Source organism: Streptomyces sp. W16 (genome assembly GCF_033194735.1).
Classification (GTDB): Bacteria; Actinomycetota; Actinomycetes; order Streptomycetales; family Streptomycetaceae; genus Streptomyces.
This window is the reverse complement of the sequence record NZ_JAWOAI010000157.1, coordinates 1-19246: the sequence shown is the minus strand read 5'-3', so window position 1 is coordinate 19246 and position 19246 is coordinate 1. Positions and strand designations below refer to the sequence as shown.

Annotated in this window: 20 protein-coding genes; 12 read left to right on the top strand and 8 right to left on the bottom strand. The window is 69.8% G+C overall.

What is annotated here, in order from left to right; genetic code table 11:
- From R6V09_RS21850 to R6V09_RS21825, 6 genes are all read left to right on the top strand, one after another.
- Positions 1–825 (top strand): alpha/beta hydrolase (locus R6V09_RS21850; protein WP_317883115.1); only part of this gene is annotated, 825 nt, incomplete at its 5' end.
- A complete protein-coding gene (locus R6V09_RS21845) occupies positions 818–2041 on the top strand; it encodes an acyltransferase family protein (RefSeq protein ID WP_317883114.1) in 1224 nt (407 codons plus the stop codon). The genes R6V09_RS21850 and R6V09_RS21845, both read left to right, overlap by 8 nt.
- Before the next feature lie 10 nt (positions 2042–2051).
- On the top strand, positions 2052–3476 hold the full coding sequence (locus R6V09_RS21840; RefSeq protein WP_317883113.1) for a sensor histidine kinase: 1425 nt from the start codon (positions 2052–2054) through the stop codon (positions 3474–3476).
- Positions 3473–4150 carry a response regulator transcription factor gene (locus tag R6V09_RS21835; protein ID WP_317883112.1) on the top strand — a complete coding sequence of 226 codons (678 nt, stop codon included), beginning with the start codon at positions 3473–3475 and terminating at the stop codon, positions 4148–4150. Before R6V09_RS21840 ends, R6V09_RS21835 begins: the two co-directional genes overlap by 4 nt.
- A gap of 111 nt (positions 4151–4261) precedes the next feature.
- Entirely contained in the window at positions 4262–5605 is a 1344-nt protein-coding gene (locus tag R6V09_RS21830; protein WP_317883111.1) for a sensor histidine kinase, read from the top strand.
- A complete protein-coding gene (locus R6V09_RS21825; protein ID WP_317883110.1) occupies positions 5602–6270 on the top strand; it encodes a response regulator transcription factor in 669 nt (222 codons plus the stop codon). The genes R6V09_RS21830 and R6V09_RS21825 overlap by 4 nt, the downstream gene beginning before the upstream one ends.
- A 414-nt stretch (positions 6271–6684) precedes the next feature.
- Here the strand turns inward: R6V09_RS21825 and R6V09_RS21820 are convergent, their stop codons facing one another.
- From R6V09_RS21820 to R6V09_RS21805, 4 genes are all read right to left on the bottom strand, one after another.
- On the bottom strand, positions 6685–6903 hold the full coding sequence (locus R6V09_RS21820) for a hypothetical protein (protein WP_317883109.1): 219 nt from the start codon (positions 6901–6903) through the stop codon (positions 6685–6687).
- Positions 6904–7565: 662 nt separating this feature from the next.
- Entirely contained in the window at positions 7566–7718 is a 153-nt protein-coding gene (locus R6V09_RS21815) for a hypothetical protein (RefSeq protein WP_317883108.1), read from the bottom strand.
- 159 nt (positions 7719–7877) lie between these two features.
- The gene (locus R6V09_RS21810) at positions 7878–8168 is read right to left on the bottom strand and encodes a hypothetical protein (protein WP_317883107.1); all 291 of its coding nucleotides are present in this window, start codon (positions 8166–8168) and stop codon (positions 7878–7880) included.
- Positions 8169–8230: 62 nt separating this feature from the next.
- Positions 8231–8638 carry an ATP-binding protein gene (locus tag R6V09_RS21805; protein WP_317883106.1) on the bottom strand — a complete coding sequence of 136 codons (408 nt, stop codon included), beginning with the start codon at positions 8636–8638 and terminating at the stop codon, positions 8231–8233.
- Positions 8639–8857: 219 nt separating this feature from the next.
- Here R6V09_RS21805 and R6V09_RS21800 point away from each other — a divergent pair, with 219 nt between their 5' ends.
- From R6V09_RS21800 to R6V09_RS21790, 3 genes are all read left to right on the top strand, one after another.
- Entirely contained in the window at positions 8858–9709 is an 852-nt protein-coding gene (locus R6V09_RS21800; protein WP_317883105.1) for a helix-turn-helix domain-containing protein, read from the top strand.
- Positions 9709–9927: a DUF397 domain-containing protein gene (locus R6V09_RS21795; RefSeq protein WP_317883104.1), complete on the top strand. Its 219-nt coding sequence runs from the start codon at positions 9709–9711 to the stop codon at positions 9925–9927. The genes R6V09_RS21800 and R6V09_RS21795 overlap by 1 nt, the downstream gene beginning before the upstream one ends.
- 463 nt (positions 9928–10390) lie before the next feature.
- Positions 10391–11596, top strand: a complete 1206-nt coding sequence (locus R6V09_RS21790; RefSeq protein WP_317883103.1) for a cytochrome P450 — start codon at positions 10391–10393, stop codon at positions 11594–11596.
- 12 nt (positions 11597–11608) lie between these two features.
- Here the strand turns inward: R6V09_RS21790 and R6V09_RS21785 are convergent, their stop codons facing one another.
- Positions 11609–12163, bottom strand: coding sequence for a MarR family winged helix-turn-helix transcriptional regulator (locus tag R6V09_RS21785; RefSeq protein WP_317883102.1), 555 nt, complete (start codon positions 12161–12163; stop codon positions 11609–11611).
- An 86-nt stretch (positions 12164–12249) separates the two neighbouring features.
- On the opposite strand from R6V09_RS21785, the gene R6V09_RS21780 reads away from it, so the two are divergent.
- Positions 12250–13722, top strand: a complete 1473-nt coding sequence (locus R6V09_RS21780; protein WP_317883101.1) for an MFS transporter — start codon at positions 12250–12252, stop codon at positions 13720–13722.
- Between the two features lie 74 nt (positions 13723–13796).
- Complete coding sequence (locus tag R6V09_RS21775) at positions 13797–14228, top strand: hypothetical protein (RefSeq protein WP_317883100.1); 432 nt, start codon at positions 13797–13799, stop codon at positions 14226–14228.
- A gap of 51 nt (positions 14229–14279) precedes the next feature.
- Here the strand turns inward: R6V09_RS21775 and R6V09_RS21770 are convergent, their stop codons facing one another.
- Positions 14280–15902 (bottom strand): ABC transporter permease, encoded by a 1623-nt coding sequence (locus R6V09_RS21770; RefSeq protein ID WP_317883099.1) that lies wholly within the window; start codon positions 15900–15902, stop codon positions 14280–14282.
- Positions 15899–16798, bottom strand: a complete 900-nt coding sequence (locus R6V09_RS21765) for an ABC transporter ATP-binding protein (protein WP_317883098.1) — start codon at positions 16796–16798, stop codon at positions 15899–15901. The genes R6V09_RS21770 and R6V09_RS21765 overlap by 4 nt, the downstream gene beginning before the upstream one ends.
- A 73-nt stretch (positions 16799–16871) precedes the next feature.
- Here R6V09_RS21765 and R6V09_RS21760 point away from each other — a divergent pair, with 73 nt between their 5' ends.
- A complete protein-coding gene (locus tag R6V09_RS21760) occupies positions 16872–17366 on the top strand; it encodes a GbsR/MarR family transcriptional regulator (RefSeq protein ID WP_317883097.1) in 495 nt (164 codons plus the stop codon).
- 115 nt (positions 17367–17481) lie between these two features.
- Here R6V09_RS21760 and R6V09_RS21755 read toward each other — a convergent pair whose 3' ends face one another.
- A complete protein-coding gene (locus tag R6V09_RS21755; protein ID WP_317883096.1) occupies positions 17482–18993 on the bottom strand; it encodes an APC family permease in 1512 nt (503 codons plus the stop codon).
- Positions 18994–19246: the final 253 nt, after the last annotated feature.

Here is a 19246-nt window from a genome sequence, read left to right as displayed (position 1 = left end):
TCCACGTTGGACGAGACGTACGCGGCGAACGGCGCCAACGCCGCCGAGGCGTCCCGCATGGCCGCCGCCGACGGTGACGAGCGTCGCGCCGCCGCGGACCGTGCCATGGCCGACCCGGCCCGTCAGCTCCTCACCTTCGACGGCCGTGGCCCGGGCCTGGCCACGGAGGTCCTCGGCGACCTGGCCCACGCCGACCGCATAGCCGTCCTGGTCCCGGGCTCGGACACCTCGCTCGACACCTACGACCGCTTCCGCGCCACCGCGCTGAACCTCCGCCGCCAACTGACCCACGACGCCCCGAACTCCCGTACCGCGGTGGTGTCCTGGCTCGGCTACCGCACCCCGGGCACGGTGAGCACCACAGTGCTGACCGCGGGCAGAGCCGACCAAGCGGCCCCGTATCTACGGGAGTTCATACGGCAGCTGCACGGCATCACCGGCCGCACGGCGCGGATCGCGCTGCTGTGCCACTCGTACGGCACGGTCGTCTGCGGCCGGGCCGCCGCCGGCCTGGACGTGTCCGACCTCGCCCTCCTCGGCAGCCCCGGCACGGGCGCCGACTCCGCCGCGGGACTGGGTACTTCGGCCCGCGTCTGGGCGGCGCGCGGCGCCGACGACTGGGTGGGGGACGTCCCGCACGTCAGCGCCGACCTGTTCGGCACGACCGTCGGCTTCGGTACCGACCCGGTGTCCCCGGAGTTCGGCGCCCACGTCTTCGCGGCCGGAGACGGCGGCCACAGCGACTACTTCTCACCGGGCACGGCCTCCCTGGCCAACCTCGCCCGGATCGTCCTCGGCGAGACCAAGAAGGTGACCCATGCGTGAACAGACCCGGAGTGGAGCACGGTCCCTGCGCCAGACCGCCGTACGCCTCGACGCCGCGACCCCGCCCGACCGGGACCGTGCCGTGGACGCGCTGCGTGCCTTCGCGATCCTCGGTGTCGTCCTGGGCCACTGGCTGGTGACGGCCCTGGTCTCGGACAGCGGCACTCTGCACACGGCGAGCCCGCTGCGGGACATGCCGTGGCTGGCGCCCATCTCCTGGGTGTTCCAGACGCTGGCGGTGTTCTTCCTGGTCGGCGGCCATGTGGCGACCCGGGGTTACGCCTCCGCACGCGCCCGGGGCACGTCGTACGGTCAATGGCTGGCCGCCCGGCTGTCCCGGCTGTTCACACCGGTCGCCGCGGTCCTCGTCGTGTGGACGGTGACGGCCGGCGCGCTGCTCCTGTCCGGCACGGACTTCGACACGGTCCGCGCGCTGGTCAAGCTGGCGTTGTCACCGATGTGGTTCCTGGTCGTGTTCGCGGGCCTGACGGCGGCCACTCCGCTGCTGACCCGGCTCAACCCGCTGTGGCCGCTGGCCGTCGTACTGCACGTGGACCTGATCCGTTTCGGGCTGGGCGGCCCGTCCTGGCTCGGCTGGGTCAATGTGGCGGCGGGCTGGCTCGTGCCCTACACCCTCGGCGCGGCCTGGACCCGCGGCGAGTTGGACCGGGCCCGGGCGGGCTGGGTCCTCCTGGCCGGCGGTACGGCGGCGACGGCGGCACTCGTCCTGTGGGCGGGCTACCCCGCGTCGATGGTCGGCGTCCCCGGCACCACGATCTCCAACCTGGATCCGCCGACCCTGGCCGCCGTCACCTTCGGCCTGGCCCAGTGCGGTCTGGCCCTGCTGCTCCGGGACAGGTTGCGCCGCGCGCTGCGCCGGCCGCTCGCCTGGTCGGCGGTGGCCCTGGTCAACCTCTCGGCGATGACGGTCTTCCTCTGGCACCAGACGGCCCTGATGGCCACGACGGCCGCGACCCTGCCCGCCGGCCGTCTGCCCGGCCTGCACACCCGCCCCGACGACCTGACCTGGGTGGCGGCCCGGCTGGCCTGGCTCCCGGTGTTCGCGCTGGCGCTGACGGTCTGCTGGGCGGCGTTCCGGGGGTACGAACAGGGTCCGGGGCGCCGCCCGTCACGCCGTTCGTCACGTCGCTCGCGGGTCGTGCGCGCCCACACCCGCCCGCCCCACCCGGCAGCCAAGACCCCTCACCGTGCCTAGGGTTGACCGGGTGAACGCAGCCGCCGACGGTACCGGACCCCCGCACACCGCACCCATCCTGTTCCCCGGACACCGCCGGCTGCGTCACGTCACGTACGCCCTCGTCTCCCTCGCCGCTCTCGGCCTCTCCCTGTCCGGCATGGACGAGATGATGAGCGAGTACCAACTGGGCGTGCCCCAGAGCTTGTTGGCGGGCTTCGGGCAGGGCGTCGCCCTGGTCCTCGCCCTGCGTCGGCCCGTCCCCGCCTGGGCCCTGTCCCTCACCGCGACGGCCGTCACCGCGTTGGCCGCGCGTGCCGCCATGGATCCCCGCCCCGCCCTGGGGCAAGTCCCGACCCCCGGCGTCGGCCCCGGCCCCGACTGGCCCTGGAGCACCACCGAAGTCGTCGTCCAGGCCGCCGTCCTCCTGCTCGTGGCCCTGCGTGTGCCCACCCGCAGAGCTCTCGCGGCGCTTGCCGTGACCGGCCTGACCACGTTCGTCATCCAGGGTGTGCTCGGCGCCCAGAGCTACTCCTCGACGGGCGTGTCCGCGGTCGTGGTCTGCGCGGTGGCCGTCCTCATCGGCACCGCCCTGCGCGGTCGCAGCGAGGCCCGTACGCAACTCGTCGAGCAGGTCACGATCACGGCCGAGGAGCGGAACCGTCGCACCCTCCTGGAGGAGCGCAGCCGTATCGCCCGCGAGCTGCACGACGTGGTCGCCCACCACATGTCGGTGATCTCCATCCAGGCCCAGGTCGCACCCCACCTGGTGGAGAATCCGTCGGAGGAACTCCTGGAGAACCTCGCCGGCATCAGACAGAACGCCCTCGAAGCGCTCACCGAACTGCGCCGGGTCCTCGGCGTGCTCCGTTCGGAGAACCCGGACTACCCGGAGGACCCGTACGCCCTGGCCGCCCCCGGCACCGGTGCCGCCCCCGACTCCCCGCAGCCCACCCTCGACCGCCTGGACGCCCTGATCGAGAACACCAGGGCCGCCGGTCTCGATGTGCGCGGCGACGTCAGGGGCGAGGTGCGCCCGCTGGCACCCGGCGTGGAGCTGTCGGCGTACCGGATCGTCCAGGAGGCCCTGAGCAACGCGCTGCGGCACGCCCCCGGTTCCACCGTCGCCGTCGAGGTCGCCCACGGCCCCGACGGACTGCGGCTGTTCGTCACCAACTCCCGCCCGCAGCAGGCCGCCCCGCCCTCCCCGGGCGCCGGGCACGGCCTGCTCGGTATGCGGGAGCGGGCGGCGATGCTCGGCGGACACCTGACCGCGGCGAGAACGTTCCAGGGCGGCTTCGCGGTCGTCGCGTTCCTGCCCAGGGACGGCGTCGCACTACCCGACGGACCGGACGGACCCGATGCCCCCGATGCCCCCGACGGACCCGCCGATCCCGGCACATCCGCATCCGCCGCCCCCGAGATCATCTTCCCGACAGGAGACGAGACCCCATGACGAGCGGCACCATCCGTGTACTCATCGCCGACGACCAGCAGATGGTCCGCCAGGGCTTCACCGTGCTGCTGAACGCCCAGCCCGGCATAGAGGTGGTCGGCCAGGCGGTCGACGGCCTGGACGCGGTGGCCAAGGTCGCCGAACTCGCCCCGGACGTCGTCCTCATGGACATCCGCATGCCCGAACTCGGCGGCATCGAGGCCACCCGCCGCATCACGGAGGCGACCCCGCAGATAAGGGTCCTGGTGCTCACCACCTTCGACCTCGACGAGTACGTGTACGAGGCGCTGCGCGCCGGTGCCTCCGGATTCCTCCTGAAAGACGCGTCCGCGGAGCAACTGGCCGAGGCGGTACGGGTGGTGGCGGCCGGTGACGCACTGCTCGCGCCGGGTGTCACCCGCCGTCTGATCGCCGAGTTCTCTCGGCTGAACGGGACACCGCGCAGCCCCCTCAAGTCACGCGTCGGCGACCTCACCGAACGCGAGACGGAGGTGCTCGCGCTGATCGCGCAGGGCCTGTCCAACGCGGAGATCGCCGAGCACCTGGTCGTCGCCGAACAGACCGTGAAGACCCATGTCGGCCGCATCCTGGTGAAGTTGGGGCTGCGGGACCGTACGCAGGCGGCGGTGTTCGCGTACGAGTCGGGGCTGGTGCGGCCGGGCGGGGGCCGCTGAAGCCGCCGGGACCGGGCCCGCGGGGGATACCCGTAGTACCTGAGACGGACGGGCGAAGACCCTTCTCACAGGTGACGACGGCCACGGACGGCTCCGCCTACCGTTTTGAATGTGACCGAGACGACCCAGCACATGCCGCCGGCGGGCGGGGCAAAGCCGCGCAGCCCGGAGTTCAGGCTTGCCGCGGACGCCCTGCGCGGACTGCGGCAGGACCTGTTCCACGACGCCTTCGCCTACCGCCCGTTGCCCCGCTCCACCGCTGACGGCCCGCTGACCCGGCGCCTCAGGGGCCGGGCGCGGGAGTACGCCGCCTGGAGCCCGCACGTCCTGATCACCGCGGTCGGCCTGCTCGCGATGTTCGTCGCGACGAACGACGAGGCCCGCGGCGCGGGCAGCAACCTGATCCTCGGCCTGCTCGCCCTGGTGCCGGTGCTGCTGACCATGGTGCGGCCGGTCGGCGCGTTCTGGCTGTCCATGGCCGCGACCCCGGTCGCCACCGCCCTGGCGACCGGGTTCGACGACGAGTGGCCGTGGCGGACCGGCAGCTTCGTCTGCCACCTGTCCGTGCTCGCGATCGTGGCGATACGCACCCGGCCGCGCACGGCCGCCTGGATGTGGGCGCTGACGGCGGTCTACGGCATCGGCGCCACCACCTCCGCCGGCGGCCACGCCTTCGGCTCCAACAGCGCGCAGATGCTGTTCCTCTCCGCAGTGGTCCTGCTCGGCGTCGCGGTCTGGCAGATACGTCGCGAGGCTCGGCAGGAGGTGACCGCGCAGCAGACGGTGACGGCGCACGAGCGGTCCCGGCGCACCCTCCTGGAGGAGCGCACGACGATCGCCCGTGAGCTGCACGACGTGGTGGCCCACCACATGTCGGTGGTCGCCATCCAGGCGGAGGCCGCTCCCTACCGGGTGGAGAATCCGCCGCCGGAGCTGGAGCGCGCCTTCGTCACGATCCGGGAGAACGCGGTGGCGGCCCTGACCGAACTGCGCCGCGTCCTGGGCGTGGTGCGCGCGGAGGACTACGAGGCGCCGGACGCCCCGCAGCCCACCCTCGCCGACATGGACGCGCTGCTCGCCAATGTGCGCGACGCCGGCCTGAGCGTCGACAAGGCGGTGACGGGGGCGGTGCGTGAACTCCCGCAGGGCGTCGAGCTGTCGGCGTACCGGATAGTGCAGGAGGCGTTGAGCAACACCCTGCGGCACGCGCCCGGCGCGAGCGCCCGTGTCGAGATCGGTTATGTGCTGGGCGGGCTGGGCCTGCGGATAGTCAACGGCCCGATGCCCGAACCGAGTCTAGTGAAGCCCTCGCCCGGCGCGGGCCACGGCATCACGGGGATGCGGGAGCGGGTCTCCATGCTGAACGGCGAGATGACGGCGGCCCCGGCGGACGGCGGCGGCTATGAGGTGACGGTGTTCCTGCCGGTTCCGAGTGCGAGCGAAGGTGAGGCATGACGATCCGAGTGCTGATCGCGGACGATCAGATGATGGTGCGCGAGGGCTTCTCGGTCCTGTTGGGCGCGATGCCGGACATCGAGGTCGTCGGCGAGGCGGTGAACGGACGGGACGCGGTCGACCGGGTGCGTGAACTGGCCCCGGACGTCGTCCTGATGGACATCCGGATGCCCGAGATGAACGGCATCGAGGCGACCCGGGAGATCGTCGCGGCGGACGGCGCGGCGAAGGTGCTGGTGCTCACCACCTTCGACCTCGACGAGTACGTGTACCAGGCGCTGCGCGCGGGAGCCTCCGGCTTCCTGCTCAAGGACGCCTCGGCACGCCAACTCGCCGACGGGGTACGGGTGGTGGCGGCCGGCGAGGCGCTGCTCGCGCCCTCCGTGACCAGGCGGCTGATCACGGAGTTCTCGAAGCTGTCCGAGTCGCCCCGCCTGATGCCGACCGCGCAGCAGGCGGCGTACGGAGATCTGACCGAGCGGGAGACGGAGGTGCTGGTCCTCATCGCCCAGGGGTTGTCGAACGTGGAGATCGCCGAGCGGCTGGTGGTCGCCGAGTCGACGATCAAGACCCATGTCAGCCGCGTCCTGGTGAAGTTGGGGCTGCGGGACCGTACACAGGCGGCGGTGTTCGCGTACGAGGCGCGGTTGGTGAGACCGGGGTGATCCGGGCTGCGAGCGGGCGGGGACAGGGCACCGGCCCCGCAACGCTCACCACAAGCCCACGCGGCCACGGTCAACACCCACGACACCCCTGGTCAGCAGGCCCGTCCAACGGTCGGCGTCCGTCCATGGCAGCTGCTGACGACCTCGTCTTCGACCCCTGGGACCCGGCGTTCGTGTCCGACCCGTACCCCGCCGCGGTGTTCCCCGGGGTGTCCATCACTCCGCAACGCCTCATCTGCGACGCCCTTGGCGGCTGGGTGGCCAAGATCCGTGGCACGAAAGAGGAGTACGTGTACGCGCGCACGTTTCTCGACCGTGGCCGTGAGCAGCCTTACGGCTGGCTGCTACCTGGGATCGGTCTGTACGAGTGCCGGGAGGTCGGCCCGCACGGCAAGTTCTCTGGCTTCTTCGAGGTTAAGGGCGGACTTGCGACCTTGGGTGGCGCTTCCGCCAGGCGGTGTGTCCGGAAGTCACGGCGTAAGCGAGGCCGAGGCCGAGGCCGATGTACACCGCGGCGGCGATCGCTATCCAGAGCATGATCATGCCCACGTAGGTCAGCATCACGAAGAGGGCGATGATGGGGCCGCCGCTGATGTGGAACGGTCCGGGGAGTCGCAGTCCGACACGGATCATGACGCCTCCCGACTGGCGGGTATTGCGTCCAAGTCTGAACTCCCTTCTGGCAATACGCCTAAAAGTCGTAAATTTACCTCGATTCTGATCTGGCTTTCAGGGGACGGCCTGAGAAGCTCCCCGCTGATCTTGTCGCCACCGGGAAGATCACGGTTGTCGAGGAGCCGGGCCCCCTCGGAAGCGGATGATGCTTCGCCGCAGACGCTGTTCCGGGCGAGGCATCGGGGGATTCGGCGCACGCAGTCAGCAGGCGCTGATGGATTGGCCGCAGGCTATGTGCCACCAGTGACAGCGCCCTCGGCCTGCCGACGCTGCCACCACCGATACCCGGCCCGTGGCGCCTCCCAATACACGATCCGAAGCATCCAGTACCCGGCGTACAACATCCACCACATCAGTTTGAACATGCTCGCGATCACCGCGATCGACAGACTGGAAAAACCGGACACCGTGCGCCCCGGCGACACCGACACCCTCAGCGGGCCGATCCCGCCCGACAATCGAACCCCCCGTGATCCTCCGGCCGCAGGCGCACCCCTTGTGCGCGAATGTCCGGGACGGTACCGATGACGTTCGCGGCCTGCCGGGGGTTCGCGATAGTCCACCCGAACGAGCCGGTCCCTGGCCGGGATTGGCCATGATGCGCGCGAACCGCCGTGCGTTCAGAACTCGTTGCCCCCACCGGCGGAACGTACGGGTGACACCGGGGCGATGCGGATCAGGCCGGGTTCGGGAGGAGGGGCGTCGTAGACGTAGGTGACGGTGAGTGTGGGGCGGAGGCCCGTGCCTTCGATGCGCGTCGTGTAGATCTTCATGCCACCGACGGCGCTTTGTGCTCTCCGACCGAGTGCCGGGTTCTTCTCCAGCTCGGCTCGCAAGGTCTCGACAGCCTCAAGTGCTCCGTCGCCCATGGGCGAGGCACCGAGCGTGGGCCTCACGGGTGATCTCGGCGACGGTCGGCTGCTGGTCGTCGTTCACCGATCGTTTTCCCGAGCCGAGCGGATTTCGGCGACGGCCGCGGCGACGGCTGAGTCGAAGGAGGGGTCCTGGCGCGCGATGACTCGGCCGCGGAACTCCTCGACGAGGCGGACGACGCCGGAGAGGTCCGCCGGGTCGGCATGGTTGATCTCGCGGGCCGGCTCGGCCTCGAAGTCGTCTGCGTCGCCGGTGAAGCCGTAGCCCATGGTGAGGGCGGCACGGAGCTCCCCGATGGTGCGCATGGAGGGGAGGTGGGGCCGGCCGGACTCTGCCGGTCGGGTGGTCATGGCGGCGGCTCCCTTTCGCGGTGTCGCTTTCACGGTACCCGGACGATTCCGTACGGTCCCTCTCACGCTGCGCCCAGTTCGCACCAGACGTACTTGCCGCGGTTGCCGTTCCTGGACTGCGGTTGCCAGCCCCATTGGTCGGCGCAGGCACGGACCAGGGCGAGGCCGCGGCCGTCCTCGGCGGTGGTGAGCTGGTCCCACGCCTGGGGTGGCTCGGGTGGTTCGGGGTTCGCGTCCCATGCGCCGATGCGTAGTACGCCGACGGAACAGCGGACGCGTAGGGCGGCGGGGCCGTCGGTGTGCCGTACGGCGTTGGCGATCAGCTCCGTGGCGAGGAGCTCGGCGGTGTCGACGAGGGTGATCAGGCCGTGCATCGTGAGGATCAGGCGGAGGGTGCGGCGACTGATCGTGACGGCGCGGGGGTCGTTGGGGATCTGGAGTGTGTACTCCCAGGCGGCACTTTCGGGCATGGGTGAACTCCATTTGTGGGGTGGGGAGTTGGCGTTCGGGGCCGGTGGCAGTGCCGCAGCCGTCGTGGCAGGGCGGAGCGGTGCGCTTCCGGTACCCCGGGGTTTCGCAGGGTGTGCGTCGCGTCACTGAAGGTAGACCAATAATTATTCCTCGTGCAACCGGTTGGCGTAGTCTGTCGACCGAACGAGGCATCAGGGCAAGGTTGTTGAGGAGCGTGCATGGCGCCGAGGAGTCACGCCACTGCGAGGCAAGTTCGGCTGGGCACCGAGTTGCGTCGGCTACGGGAGGCTGCGGGACTGAGGGCGCGTGAAGTGGCCGCGCTGCTGAATTCCACGTCGGCCCAGATAAGCCAGGTGGAACTGGGCTTCGCCGGTGCCAGCGAGGAGCGGGTGAGGCGCCTCGCGGCTCATTACGCCTGCACGGACACGGAGTTGATCGACGCACTCGTGGCGATGGCGACCGATCGCACACGTGGCTGGTGGGAGGAGTACCGGGGAGTGCTACCGCCGCAGTTCCTCGACACCGCCGAGGCCGAGCATCACGCAACGTTCCTTCGCGAGGTCGTGATCATGCTCGTTCCCGGGCTGCTTCAGACCTCCGACTACGCTCGCGCTGTCTACTCGTACATGAGCCCTGAGCTTCCCGCGAACGAGGTGGCCCTACGTGTTGAACATCGGCTGAACCGGCGCGTCGTCATCGAAGGCGACAACCCCACCCCGTACGAGACGGTCATCCACGAGTTCGCCCTGCGTGTCCAAGTGTCGGATCGCCGGGTGTCACTCGCTCAACTTGGCTTCATCCTGGAGGAGATCGAGAAGGGGCACGCCGTTGTACGGGTCATCCCCGTCGATTTCGTGGGTTTCGCGGGTGCTGGAGCCTCGATGATGTATCTGGGTGGTCCCGTGCCCCGGTTGGACACCGGGTTGCGCGACTCGCCGACCGGTGTCGGCTTCTCCGATGCGGGGGCCCAGCTGGAAAAGCTCCGCACGCTGTTCCATAAGGTGAGGAGCGCGTCACTGGACCCGGTGGCGTCGCGGGACTTCATTCACCGGCTGGCTAAGGAACTGTAATGAACTGGCGAAAGTCGACGTACTCCAGTGGCGGCGACGGCGACACCTGCGTCGAGATAGCGGAGCTCCCCACCCGCACAGCCGTCCGCGACTCCAAGTTGCCCACCCGTGCCACCCTCTCCTTCCCCACCCCCGCCTTCACCGCCCTCGTCGAGCACATCAAGGGTGGCCGGCACAGTGATCGTCTCTGCGGTGAATCGACCCCGCCGGTCGGGTGAACGACCGGCCTGGCGTTCTTGGTGACAGCGTGGGTCTTCGAACTTGAGCGGTGCGGCTCTCTGCCAGTGCCCGCCAGAGGGGAACCTCCCCGCAGAAGTGGGACACTTCAGCGCCAAGTGTCACACTTTCGCGCCTCCTCCCCCATTACCCGGGCCGGCGGGCGATGATCCCGTGACGGCAGGCGCTCCCCGATCTCCCACTCTCCCGCGAGGATCCGTGCGCGCAGCGCCTCGGCGACTGCCAGACAGGGCGCTTCTCGGGGCATGGTCGACTCTCCGGTTGCTCTGCTCTCCTGTGCGGCATCCGGTGATCCCGGACGGCGTTGGCAAGCTACCGCGCCGGGCGGAAGCTACTGGAGCAGAAATACGCGGCGGCGACCGGCGGTCCCGCGGCCTCCCGGGTCACCGGGATCACTGAGGTCGCCCCTGGTCAGACCGGGTGCTGTCGGGCTAGCGTCCGTGCATGGCAGCCTTTGACCCCTGGGACCCCGCGTTCGTCGACGACCCGTACCCCGCCTACGCCGAACTGCGCGACCGGGGCCGGGTCACCTACTACGAGCCCACCGACCAGTGGCTGATCCCGCGCCACGCGGACGTCTCGGCGCTGCTCCGCGACCGCCGCCTCGGCCGCACCTACCAACACCGCTTCACCCACGAGGACTTCGGCCGTACGGCGCCCCCGCCCGAGCACGAGCCCTTCCACACCCTCAACGACCACGGCATGCTCGACCTGGAGCCCCCGGACCACACCCGCATCCGGCGACTGGTCTCGAAGGCGTTCACCCCCCGCACGGTCGAGCAACTGAAGCCGTACGTCAGCCAGTTGGCCGGCGAACTGGTGGACCGCCTGGCGGCTGCAGGCGGCGGCGACCTGCTCACGGACGTGGCCGAACCCCTCCCCGTCGCGGTGATCGCCGAGATGCTCGGCATCCCGGAGTCGGATCGCGCCCCGCTGCGCCCCTGGTCGGCGGACATCTGCGGGATGTACGAACTGAGCCCGTCCGAGGACACGGCGGCGAAGGCAGTCCGCGCGTCGAACGAATTCTCTTCGTATCTACGCGAGTTGATCGCGGCCCGCCGCAAGAGTCCGGGCGACGACCTCATCTCAGGCATGATCGCGGCCCACGACGAGGACGACGACCGCCTCACCGAACAGGAGCTGATCTCCACAGCCGTACTTCTGCTGAACGCGGGCCACGAGGCGACGGTGAACGCCACGGTCAACGGCTGGTGGGCGCTGTTCCGCAACCTCGACCAGCTGGCCGCCCTGCGCGCGGACCACTCCCTGATCCCGTCCGCCGTCGAGGAGTTGATGCGCTACGACACCCCGCTCCAGCTCTTCGAGCGGTGGGTGCTGGACGAGATCGAGATCGACGGTACGGTGATCCCGAGGGGCGCGGAGATCGCGATGCTGTTCGGCTCCGCGAACCATGACCCGGCGGTCTTCGCGTCCCCGGACCACCTGGACCTCACCCGCACCGACAACCCGCACATCAGCTTCAGCGCGGGCATCCACTACTGCATCGGCGCACCCCTGGCCCGTATCGAACTGGCGGCCTCGATGCGGGCGTTGCTGGAACGGGCCCCGACACTCACCCTGGCGGCGGACCCGGTCCGCAAGCCGAACTTCGTCATCCGGGGGCTGGAGGGGTTGAGCGTCACGCTCTGACGGCCCGCGCCGCTATCCGGCCCCGCCGCCCCGCGGTCCCTGCGACTGGCGTCCGCCGGTCCGGGGCGGGTGGGGGGCCGGCATCTGCCTCAGGCGTTCGACGTGGCGGTGCTGGAGGTCGCGGGTGAAGGTCAGGTAGTCGGTGATCAGTTCCAGCTGGTCGGCGGTGTAGCGCTCGCGTACCTCCCGGCCGGCCTCGTCGAGGAACGGGCCGATGAGGCCGAAGGCGCGCTGCGCGGCCTCGGGGGTGACGCGGATCAGGGTCTTGCGCCGGTCGCCGGGGTGCGGGGTGCGGGTGAGGTAGGCGAGTTTCTCCAGCCGGTCGAGCATCGTGGTGACGCTCCCGGTGGTCAGTCCCAGCTGTCGGCTCAGCTCGCGCGGGGTGGCCTCGTCCACCGAGAGCAGGATCTCCAGACAGCGCAGATCGGTCTCGTTGACACCCATCAGGCGGGCCAGCTCGCGGTCGAAGTCGTCGACGGCGGCCTGGTAGCGCTGCACCACGGCGCCGAGCCGCGCCTCGACCGAGCCCGAGTCCCCGCCCACACCCGGCTCCGTTCCGCTTGACATTCGAGATATCTCCCAGCATCGTAACTATCGGCTATTAACTTGAAAGCCAAGATGTATGAAAGTCAAGCGAGACTGGAGTTCAAGCTATGTCGTCCCGCACGTCCCACACGACCAACACCACGAACGTAGCCGCTGACGACGGCGGGGCACCGGTGCCCTATCCCAAACGATGGGCCGCGGCGTTCGTGATGATCCTCGCGGCGCTGCTCGACATGATCGACGGATCGATCGTGAACACCGCGCTGCCCTCCATCGGCAAGGGGCTGAAGGCCACCCCCGCCGACCTCCAATGGACCGTGTCCGCCTACATGTTGGGCTTCGCCGCCACGCTGATCATCGCCGGGCACCTGGGCGACCGCTACGGCCGCAAGAAGCTGTTCATGCTCGGTGTCACCGCGTTCGCGCTGACGAGTCTGGCCAGCGCGCTCGCCGGCTCGGCCGGAGTGCTGGTTGCCTCGCGCGGCCTCCAGGGCGTGGCCGCGGCCGTGATCATGCCGCAGATCCTCGCCTCGTTCCGCACGATGTTCGACGGCGAGGAGCGCGGCAAGGCGTTCGCCCTGTACGGCGCGATCGCCGGCATCTCCACGGCCGTGGGCGTGCTGCTTGGCGGTGTACTGACCGACTGGGACCTGTTCGGCTGGGGCTGGCGCACGATCTTCGTCATCAACCTCCCGCTGGCCGTCCTCGTCCTGGTCCTCGGCGCCAAGTGGATCCCCGCCTCGAAGGACCACGCCTTCAGCGGCCGTATCGACGTGCTCGGCAACCTCGTGCTCGCCGCGGGCCTGGTCGCGATCGTGCTGCCGCTGGTCCAGGGCCGTTCCAACGGCTGGCCGCTGTGGGGCTGGCTCTGCCTGGCCGCCGGTGTCGCCGCGATCGTCGCCCTGACCGTCTCGGAGAAGCAACGCGGCATCGAACACCCACTCCTCCCCCCGGGCCTGTTCCGCAAGCCCGCCTTCAGCGCCGGCCTGCTGGTCCAACTCCTCTTCTACGGCGGCATGTCAGGCTTCTTCCTGGTCTTCACCGTCTGGCTGCAGTCCGGGCAGGGCTACACCCCGACCGGTGCCGGTCTGCTGATGGTCGCCTTCAGCGCGGGCTCGATCCTGTCCGCGCCCGCGGTCGACCCGCTGGTCGCCAAGTTCGGCCGCGGTGTGCTGATCCTGGGCGCGCTGGTGATGGCGGGCGGTCTGTTCTGGGTCCGGCACACGGCCCAGGACGCGGCCCAAGTGCACACCGGTGCCTGGCCGTTGGTCCCGGGACTGTTCCTGGCCGGGGTCGGTCTGATCTTCCTGATCATCCCGCTGGTCAACACCATCCTGAGCACCGTGCCGGGCGAGTTGGCGGGCGGCGCGTCCGGAATCCTGTCCACGGCCCAGCAGTTCGGTGGGGCGCTCGGGGTCGCCGTCATCGGCAACGCGTTCTTCTCCCACGCCGACAGGGGCCTCACCGACGCGATCGTCCACGCGGGGCCGTGGGCCATCGGCGCGTATCTGCTGTGCGCGGTGCTGTGCCTGGCCCTGCCCCGCAAGGCGGTCGGCAACCAGGCCGAGCCGGCCCTCTGACCTCCACCCACCACCAACTGGCCATGACCCTGTGGCAGTTCACGCCAACTTACGGAAACGAAAGAGACTCCTTCATGTCCAAGAACACCGAGAACACCACCCCCACTCTCACCCCCGACGAGAAGCTCACCCTCCAGACCGCCGCGCACGGTGTCGTCTCCCTGATGGCAGCGGCCGACCCCGGCCCGATCTCCTCCACCCGCTCCGGGATGGCCGGCGGCAAGGCCCTCTCCTCCGCGACCGGCCTGGTCGGCCGGGTCCTGGCCGAGAAGGCCAAGGGCCTGGACCTGGGCGGCGGTTCGACCGCCGACCTCGCCGACCGCGTCTTCGCCGCGCTGGCCGACTCGGTGACCCTCCTCAAGGCGAAGGCACCCGGCGAGGTGACCAACTTCCGCGACACGATCACCACGATCACGGACGCCGCGTCCCGCGCCCACAAGGGCGGCCCCGGGCCTGCCGAGACGGCCATGATCCAGAAGATCGGCGCGGCGCTCGCCGACGCCTGACGGACGACGCGGGACCGCGACCGCCTGACCGCCAACGCCCGACTGCCCCTTTCACGTGCTCAGGTCACGCCTCCTCAACCCTGCCAACCCCACTCCCGTCAGCACCACCGCGATCCCCGTGAGGGCTACCACCGGTCCCCAGGCCATGTCGCCCCCCGGCAGCTTCGGCAAGTGGCCGAAGGGGGAGATGTCCAGGACCGCCTGGGGGAGGTTCAGCGCCGGGCCGATCCAGCCGAGGAGGAGGGCCAGTCCGGACGCTCCCCAGGACAGTGGGGACAGGCGTGGGGAGAGGCCGTGGAGGAGGACCGCCAGGGCGCCCAGGGTCCAGATCGCCGGGAGTTGGACCAGGGTGGCGGCCAGGATCGGGCCCGGTTCGGCGCCGTAGCCCAGGGTGAGGCCCAGGCCGCTCAGGAGCATGATCAGGGCCGCGCCCGCGAAGGCGATCGCCAGGTGGCCGGCCGCCCAGCGCAGGCGGCCCACCGCGTTCGACAGGATCGGTTCGGCGCGCCCGCCGGTTTCCTCGCTGTGCAGCCGTAGGACCGACGAGACCGCGTACAGCGCGGCCAGCATGCCGAACATGCCGACCATCGTGGCCAGGAACGCGTCCTCGATGCCGGACTGGCCGCCCATCCGCTCGATGATCTCGCGGGTCCTGGCGTTGTCCCCGACCAGGTCCGCCGCGCCCTTCGTGATGCCGCCGAAGGCCACCCCGGCCGCGAAGAAGCCCAGGCTCCAGCCCAGGACGCTGCCTCGCTGGAGGCGCCAGGCGAGTGCGCCCGCTGTGCCGAGGCGGCCGTGGGCGGGTCCGGGGCGTGCGGGCAGGAAGCTCATGCCGACGTCCCGGCGGCCTGCCAACTCGTAGGCCACGAAGCCTTGCAGGAGTGTCGCCGCCGCGAACAGGGCCAGTACCCACCAGCGTTCGGACGCGAACGGGCGCAGGTTCTCCAGCCAGCCGATCGGTGAGAGCCAAGTCGCGGGCGAGGAACCGTCGTTGGTGGTGGAGTCGCCTACCGCGCGGAGTACGAACGCCGCTCCCACCAGGCCACCGGTCAGGCCCTTCGCCAGTCTCCCGCTGTCCGTGAACTGCGCGACGATCGCCGCCAGCGTCGCGAACACCATGCCCACTCCGCCGATGCCCAGGCCGAGCGCCAGGGATCCCGCCGTTCCCTGCCCGGCCATTCCGCCCGTGATCAGCAGTGCCAGCGCGGAGTTGGCGACGAACGCCGTCAGCAGGGCCGCCGTCAGCGGGGCGCGGCGGCCCACCATCGCGGAGGAGATCAGTTCCTGGCGGCCGCTCTCCTCCTCGTCCCGCGTGTGCCGTACGACGACCACCAGGCTCATGACTCCGGCGAGGATCGCGGCGTAGCCGCCGATGCGCCATGCGGTGAGGCCGCCCAGGGAGTCGCTGAACACCGGGCCGTAGGTGGCGCGCAGTGAACTGTTGGTGAGCATCTGGCGGGCGATGTCGGCGCGTTCGGCGGGGGTGGAGTAGACGCTGCGCAGTGAGCCGGGGAGTGACAGCACCAGCAGGCCCGTCACCGCCACCCAGGCCGGGATCACCACGCGGTCGCGGCGAAGGTTGAACCTCAACAGGGCGCCCGTGCCTGCCAGTTGGCGCGAGGCGTTGCCGGCGGGTCCGGTGCCGGTGCGTGCGGGGAACGTGGTGGCCGTCATTCCGCCTCCGCCTCCTGCTCCTGGTAGTGGCGCAGGAACAGTTCCTCCAGCGTCGGTGGCTTCGAGGTCAGTGACCGTACGCCCGAGTCGCTCAACGACCGTAGTACGGCGTTGAGTTGGTCTGTCTCTACCTGGAGGCGGACGCGATGGCCCTGTACGTCGAGGTCGTGCACGCCGGGCAGGGACGCCAACCCGTTGGGTGCGCCGGTGAGTTCGGCCGTCACGCTGGTGCGGGTCAGGTGGCGCAGGTCGGACAGCGAACCGCTCTCCACCGTGCGGCCCTGGCGGATGATGCTCACCCGGTCGCACAACTCCTCGACCTCGCTGAGGATGTGGGAGGAGAGCAGGATCGTCCGGCCCCGGTCGCGCTCCTCCTCCACGCAGCGCTGGAAGACCTCCTCCATCAGCGGGTCGAGGCCCGAGGTCGGTTCGTCCAGGATCAGCAGGTCGACGTCCGAGGCGAACGCGGCGACGAGCGCGACCTTCTGGCGGTTGCCCTTGGAGTACGTGCGGCCCTTCTTGGTGGGGTCGAGTTCGAAGCGGTCGATCAGGTCGGCGCGGCGGGTCTTGTCGAGGCCGCCGCGCAACTTGCCGTAGAGATCGATGACTTCGCCGCCGGAGAGGTTGCGCCAGAGGGTGACGTCGCCGGGGACATAGGCGACCCGGCGGTGCAGTTCGACCGCGTCGGTCCACGGGTCGCGGCCCAGGAGCTGGGCGGCGCCCGAGTCGGCGTGCAGCAGGCCGAGCAGGACGCGGATCGTCGTGGACTTGCCGGAGCCGTTGGGGCCGAGGAAGCCGTGCACCTCGCCGGTCTCGACGTCCAGGTCGAGGCCGGTGAGGGCATGTGTCCTGCCGAACGACTTGTGCAGTCCGGAGACGGTGATTGCCTTCGTCATGGTTCAGAACGTACGCTTCTTTCAGAAATTTGTGAAGTTAAGGAAGCGTATGAAGCCCGGATAGGGTGGTGCCATGACGGATGACGCGGAGCGGGACCAGGAAGCGGTCTCGAAGTTCGTGGAGAGTTTCGCGGCGCAGCTCGTGGAGGCCGGGATGCAGCGGATGCCGGCCCGGGTCTTCGTCGCGCTCCTGTCCTCCGACGACGGTGCGATGACCTCGGCCGAGCTGGGCGAGCAGCTGCGGATCAGCCCGGCGGGGGTTTCCGGGGCGGTGCGGTACCTGGCGCAGACGCACATGGTGTCGCGCGAGCGGGAGCCCGGGTCGCGGCGCGAGCGGTATCGGGTTCAGGGCAACCAGTGGTACGAGGCGCTCACCAACCGCGAGGCTGTCCTCAAGCGGTGGGAAGTCGCCCTGCGCGAGGGGGTTGCGAGCCTTGGTGCGGACACTCCGGCGGGGCTGCGTATGGCTGAGACCCTGGCCTTTTTCGAGTTCGTCGACGGGGAGATCGCGGCGATGATGGAGCGCTGGCAGGTGTATCGCGAGGAGCGGTTCGGCAACGCATCCTGAAGGGGCGCGGGGAACTGTGTGACCGGCCACGGCGCTCCCGCAGGTTTGTGCTCATCTGCGGCCCGGTGGTGGGCTGGTCGCGCAGTTCCCCGCGCCCCTAAAAGCTGAAGGCGCTTCAGCGCTCCTTGGTTTCTTCGAGCACCGTGCGGCCCAGCAGCGCGTACCGCTCAGGCGCCCGGCGCTTCAGGTACTGGGCGTAGCCGATGCCCGTCGCCGCTACCAGTGCCACCAGCCACGGGGTTGCCTTCAGGACCAGGGAGCCGGACTCCGAGCCCGCCGCGACGCTCATGTTGGAGACCAGGAGCAGCACCACCGCGAGCATCGCGATGCCGCCGAGGAGCGGGGCGGTGAAGGTCTTGAACCAGTGGCGGCTCTCGGGGTGGTGGGTGCGGAAGTAGGCCAGCACGGCGAACGAGCACACCGCCTGTACGACCAGGATCGCCATCGTGCCGAGGATGGCGAGCAGGACGTAGAGGGCGTTGGCCGGGTCCTTGCTCGTGGCCCAGAACGCGAGGATCAGAACGGCGCTGATCACGGTCTGTACGAAGCCCGCGATGTGCGGGGAGCCGTGCTTGGCGTGGGTGCGGCCGATGGTGTTCTTGAGGGAGGGGAGGACGCCTTCACGGCCCAGCGCGTACATGTAGCGGCTGGCGCAGTTGTGGAAGGCCATGCCGCAGGCGAGCGAGCCGGTGATCATCAGCCACTGCATGAGGTCGACCGCCCAGTGGCCGACGTAGTGCTCGGTGGGGTTGAAGAAGAGGGCGAGCGGGTTCGCAGACGAGGCGACCTTCACGGCCGCCGTCTCGCCGTTGCCGATGATGGCCATCCAGGAGACGAAGACGTAGAAGACGCCGACGCCGAGGACCGAGATCATCGTCGCCTTGGGGATGATCTTCTTCGGGTCGCGGGACTCCTCGCCGTACATGGCCGTGGACTCGAAGCCGACCCAGGACCAGAAGGCGAAGAAGAGGCCGAGGCCGGCGGACGTTCCCTTGAAGGCGTTGACCGGGTTGACCGGGCCGAAGGTGAAGCCGTGCGGGCCGCCGCCGTGCAGGGCGACCGAGATCGCCATCGCGGCGAGGACGGTCACCTCCGTGCCGAGGAGTACGACGAGCAGCTTCTCCGCGACCGAGACACCGAACCACGTGCCCGTCGCGTTGACGGCCAGCATCACGATCGCGAAGACCCACCACGGGATGTCAAGTCCCGTCTGGTCCTTGAAGGTTCCGGTGGCGAAGGTCGAGAAGATGCCGATCAGCGCCGGCTCGAACACCATGTACGCGAAGGTGGCGAGGAGGCCCGACGCGAGTCCCACGGTGCGGCCGAGGCCGTAGGAGATGAAGCCGTAGAAGGCGCCCGTCGAGGTGATGTGCTTGGCCATCGAGGTGAAGCCGACCGAAAAGATTGCCAGGACGACCATTGCGACGAGGTAGCTCGCCGGGGCGCCTATGCCGTTGCCGGACGAGACCATGAAGGGCACGTTGCCGGTCATCGCGGTGATCGGGGCGGCGGTCGCGACGGCCATGAAGACCACGCCCAGCAGGCCGATGGCGTTGGGCTTGAGCCGGTGAACGGCGCCGTCCTCGCTTGTGTTCGCCGCGGGGGCGACTCCTTCGTCCACTGCCATCGGGATGGCTCCTCTCCTGCTGCTCGGGTGGTCCTACGGTGCGGAACTCTGTCGGCCGAATGAGTCCGGCAAGGGTTTCGGCGCGTTAAATGTTTGTCAACCAGACCTTTAGAAATCTGGCGAAATCTGGGGGCAACACGCGCCTCGTACGGTCGCCGCCATGAGTACGTACACCTCGACCCTCGGCGGCCACCGCTACCGCTTCGGCTCCCTCGCGCGCCTGCTCGCCGCCGCGAGCCCCGAGCGCTCCGGC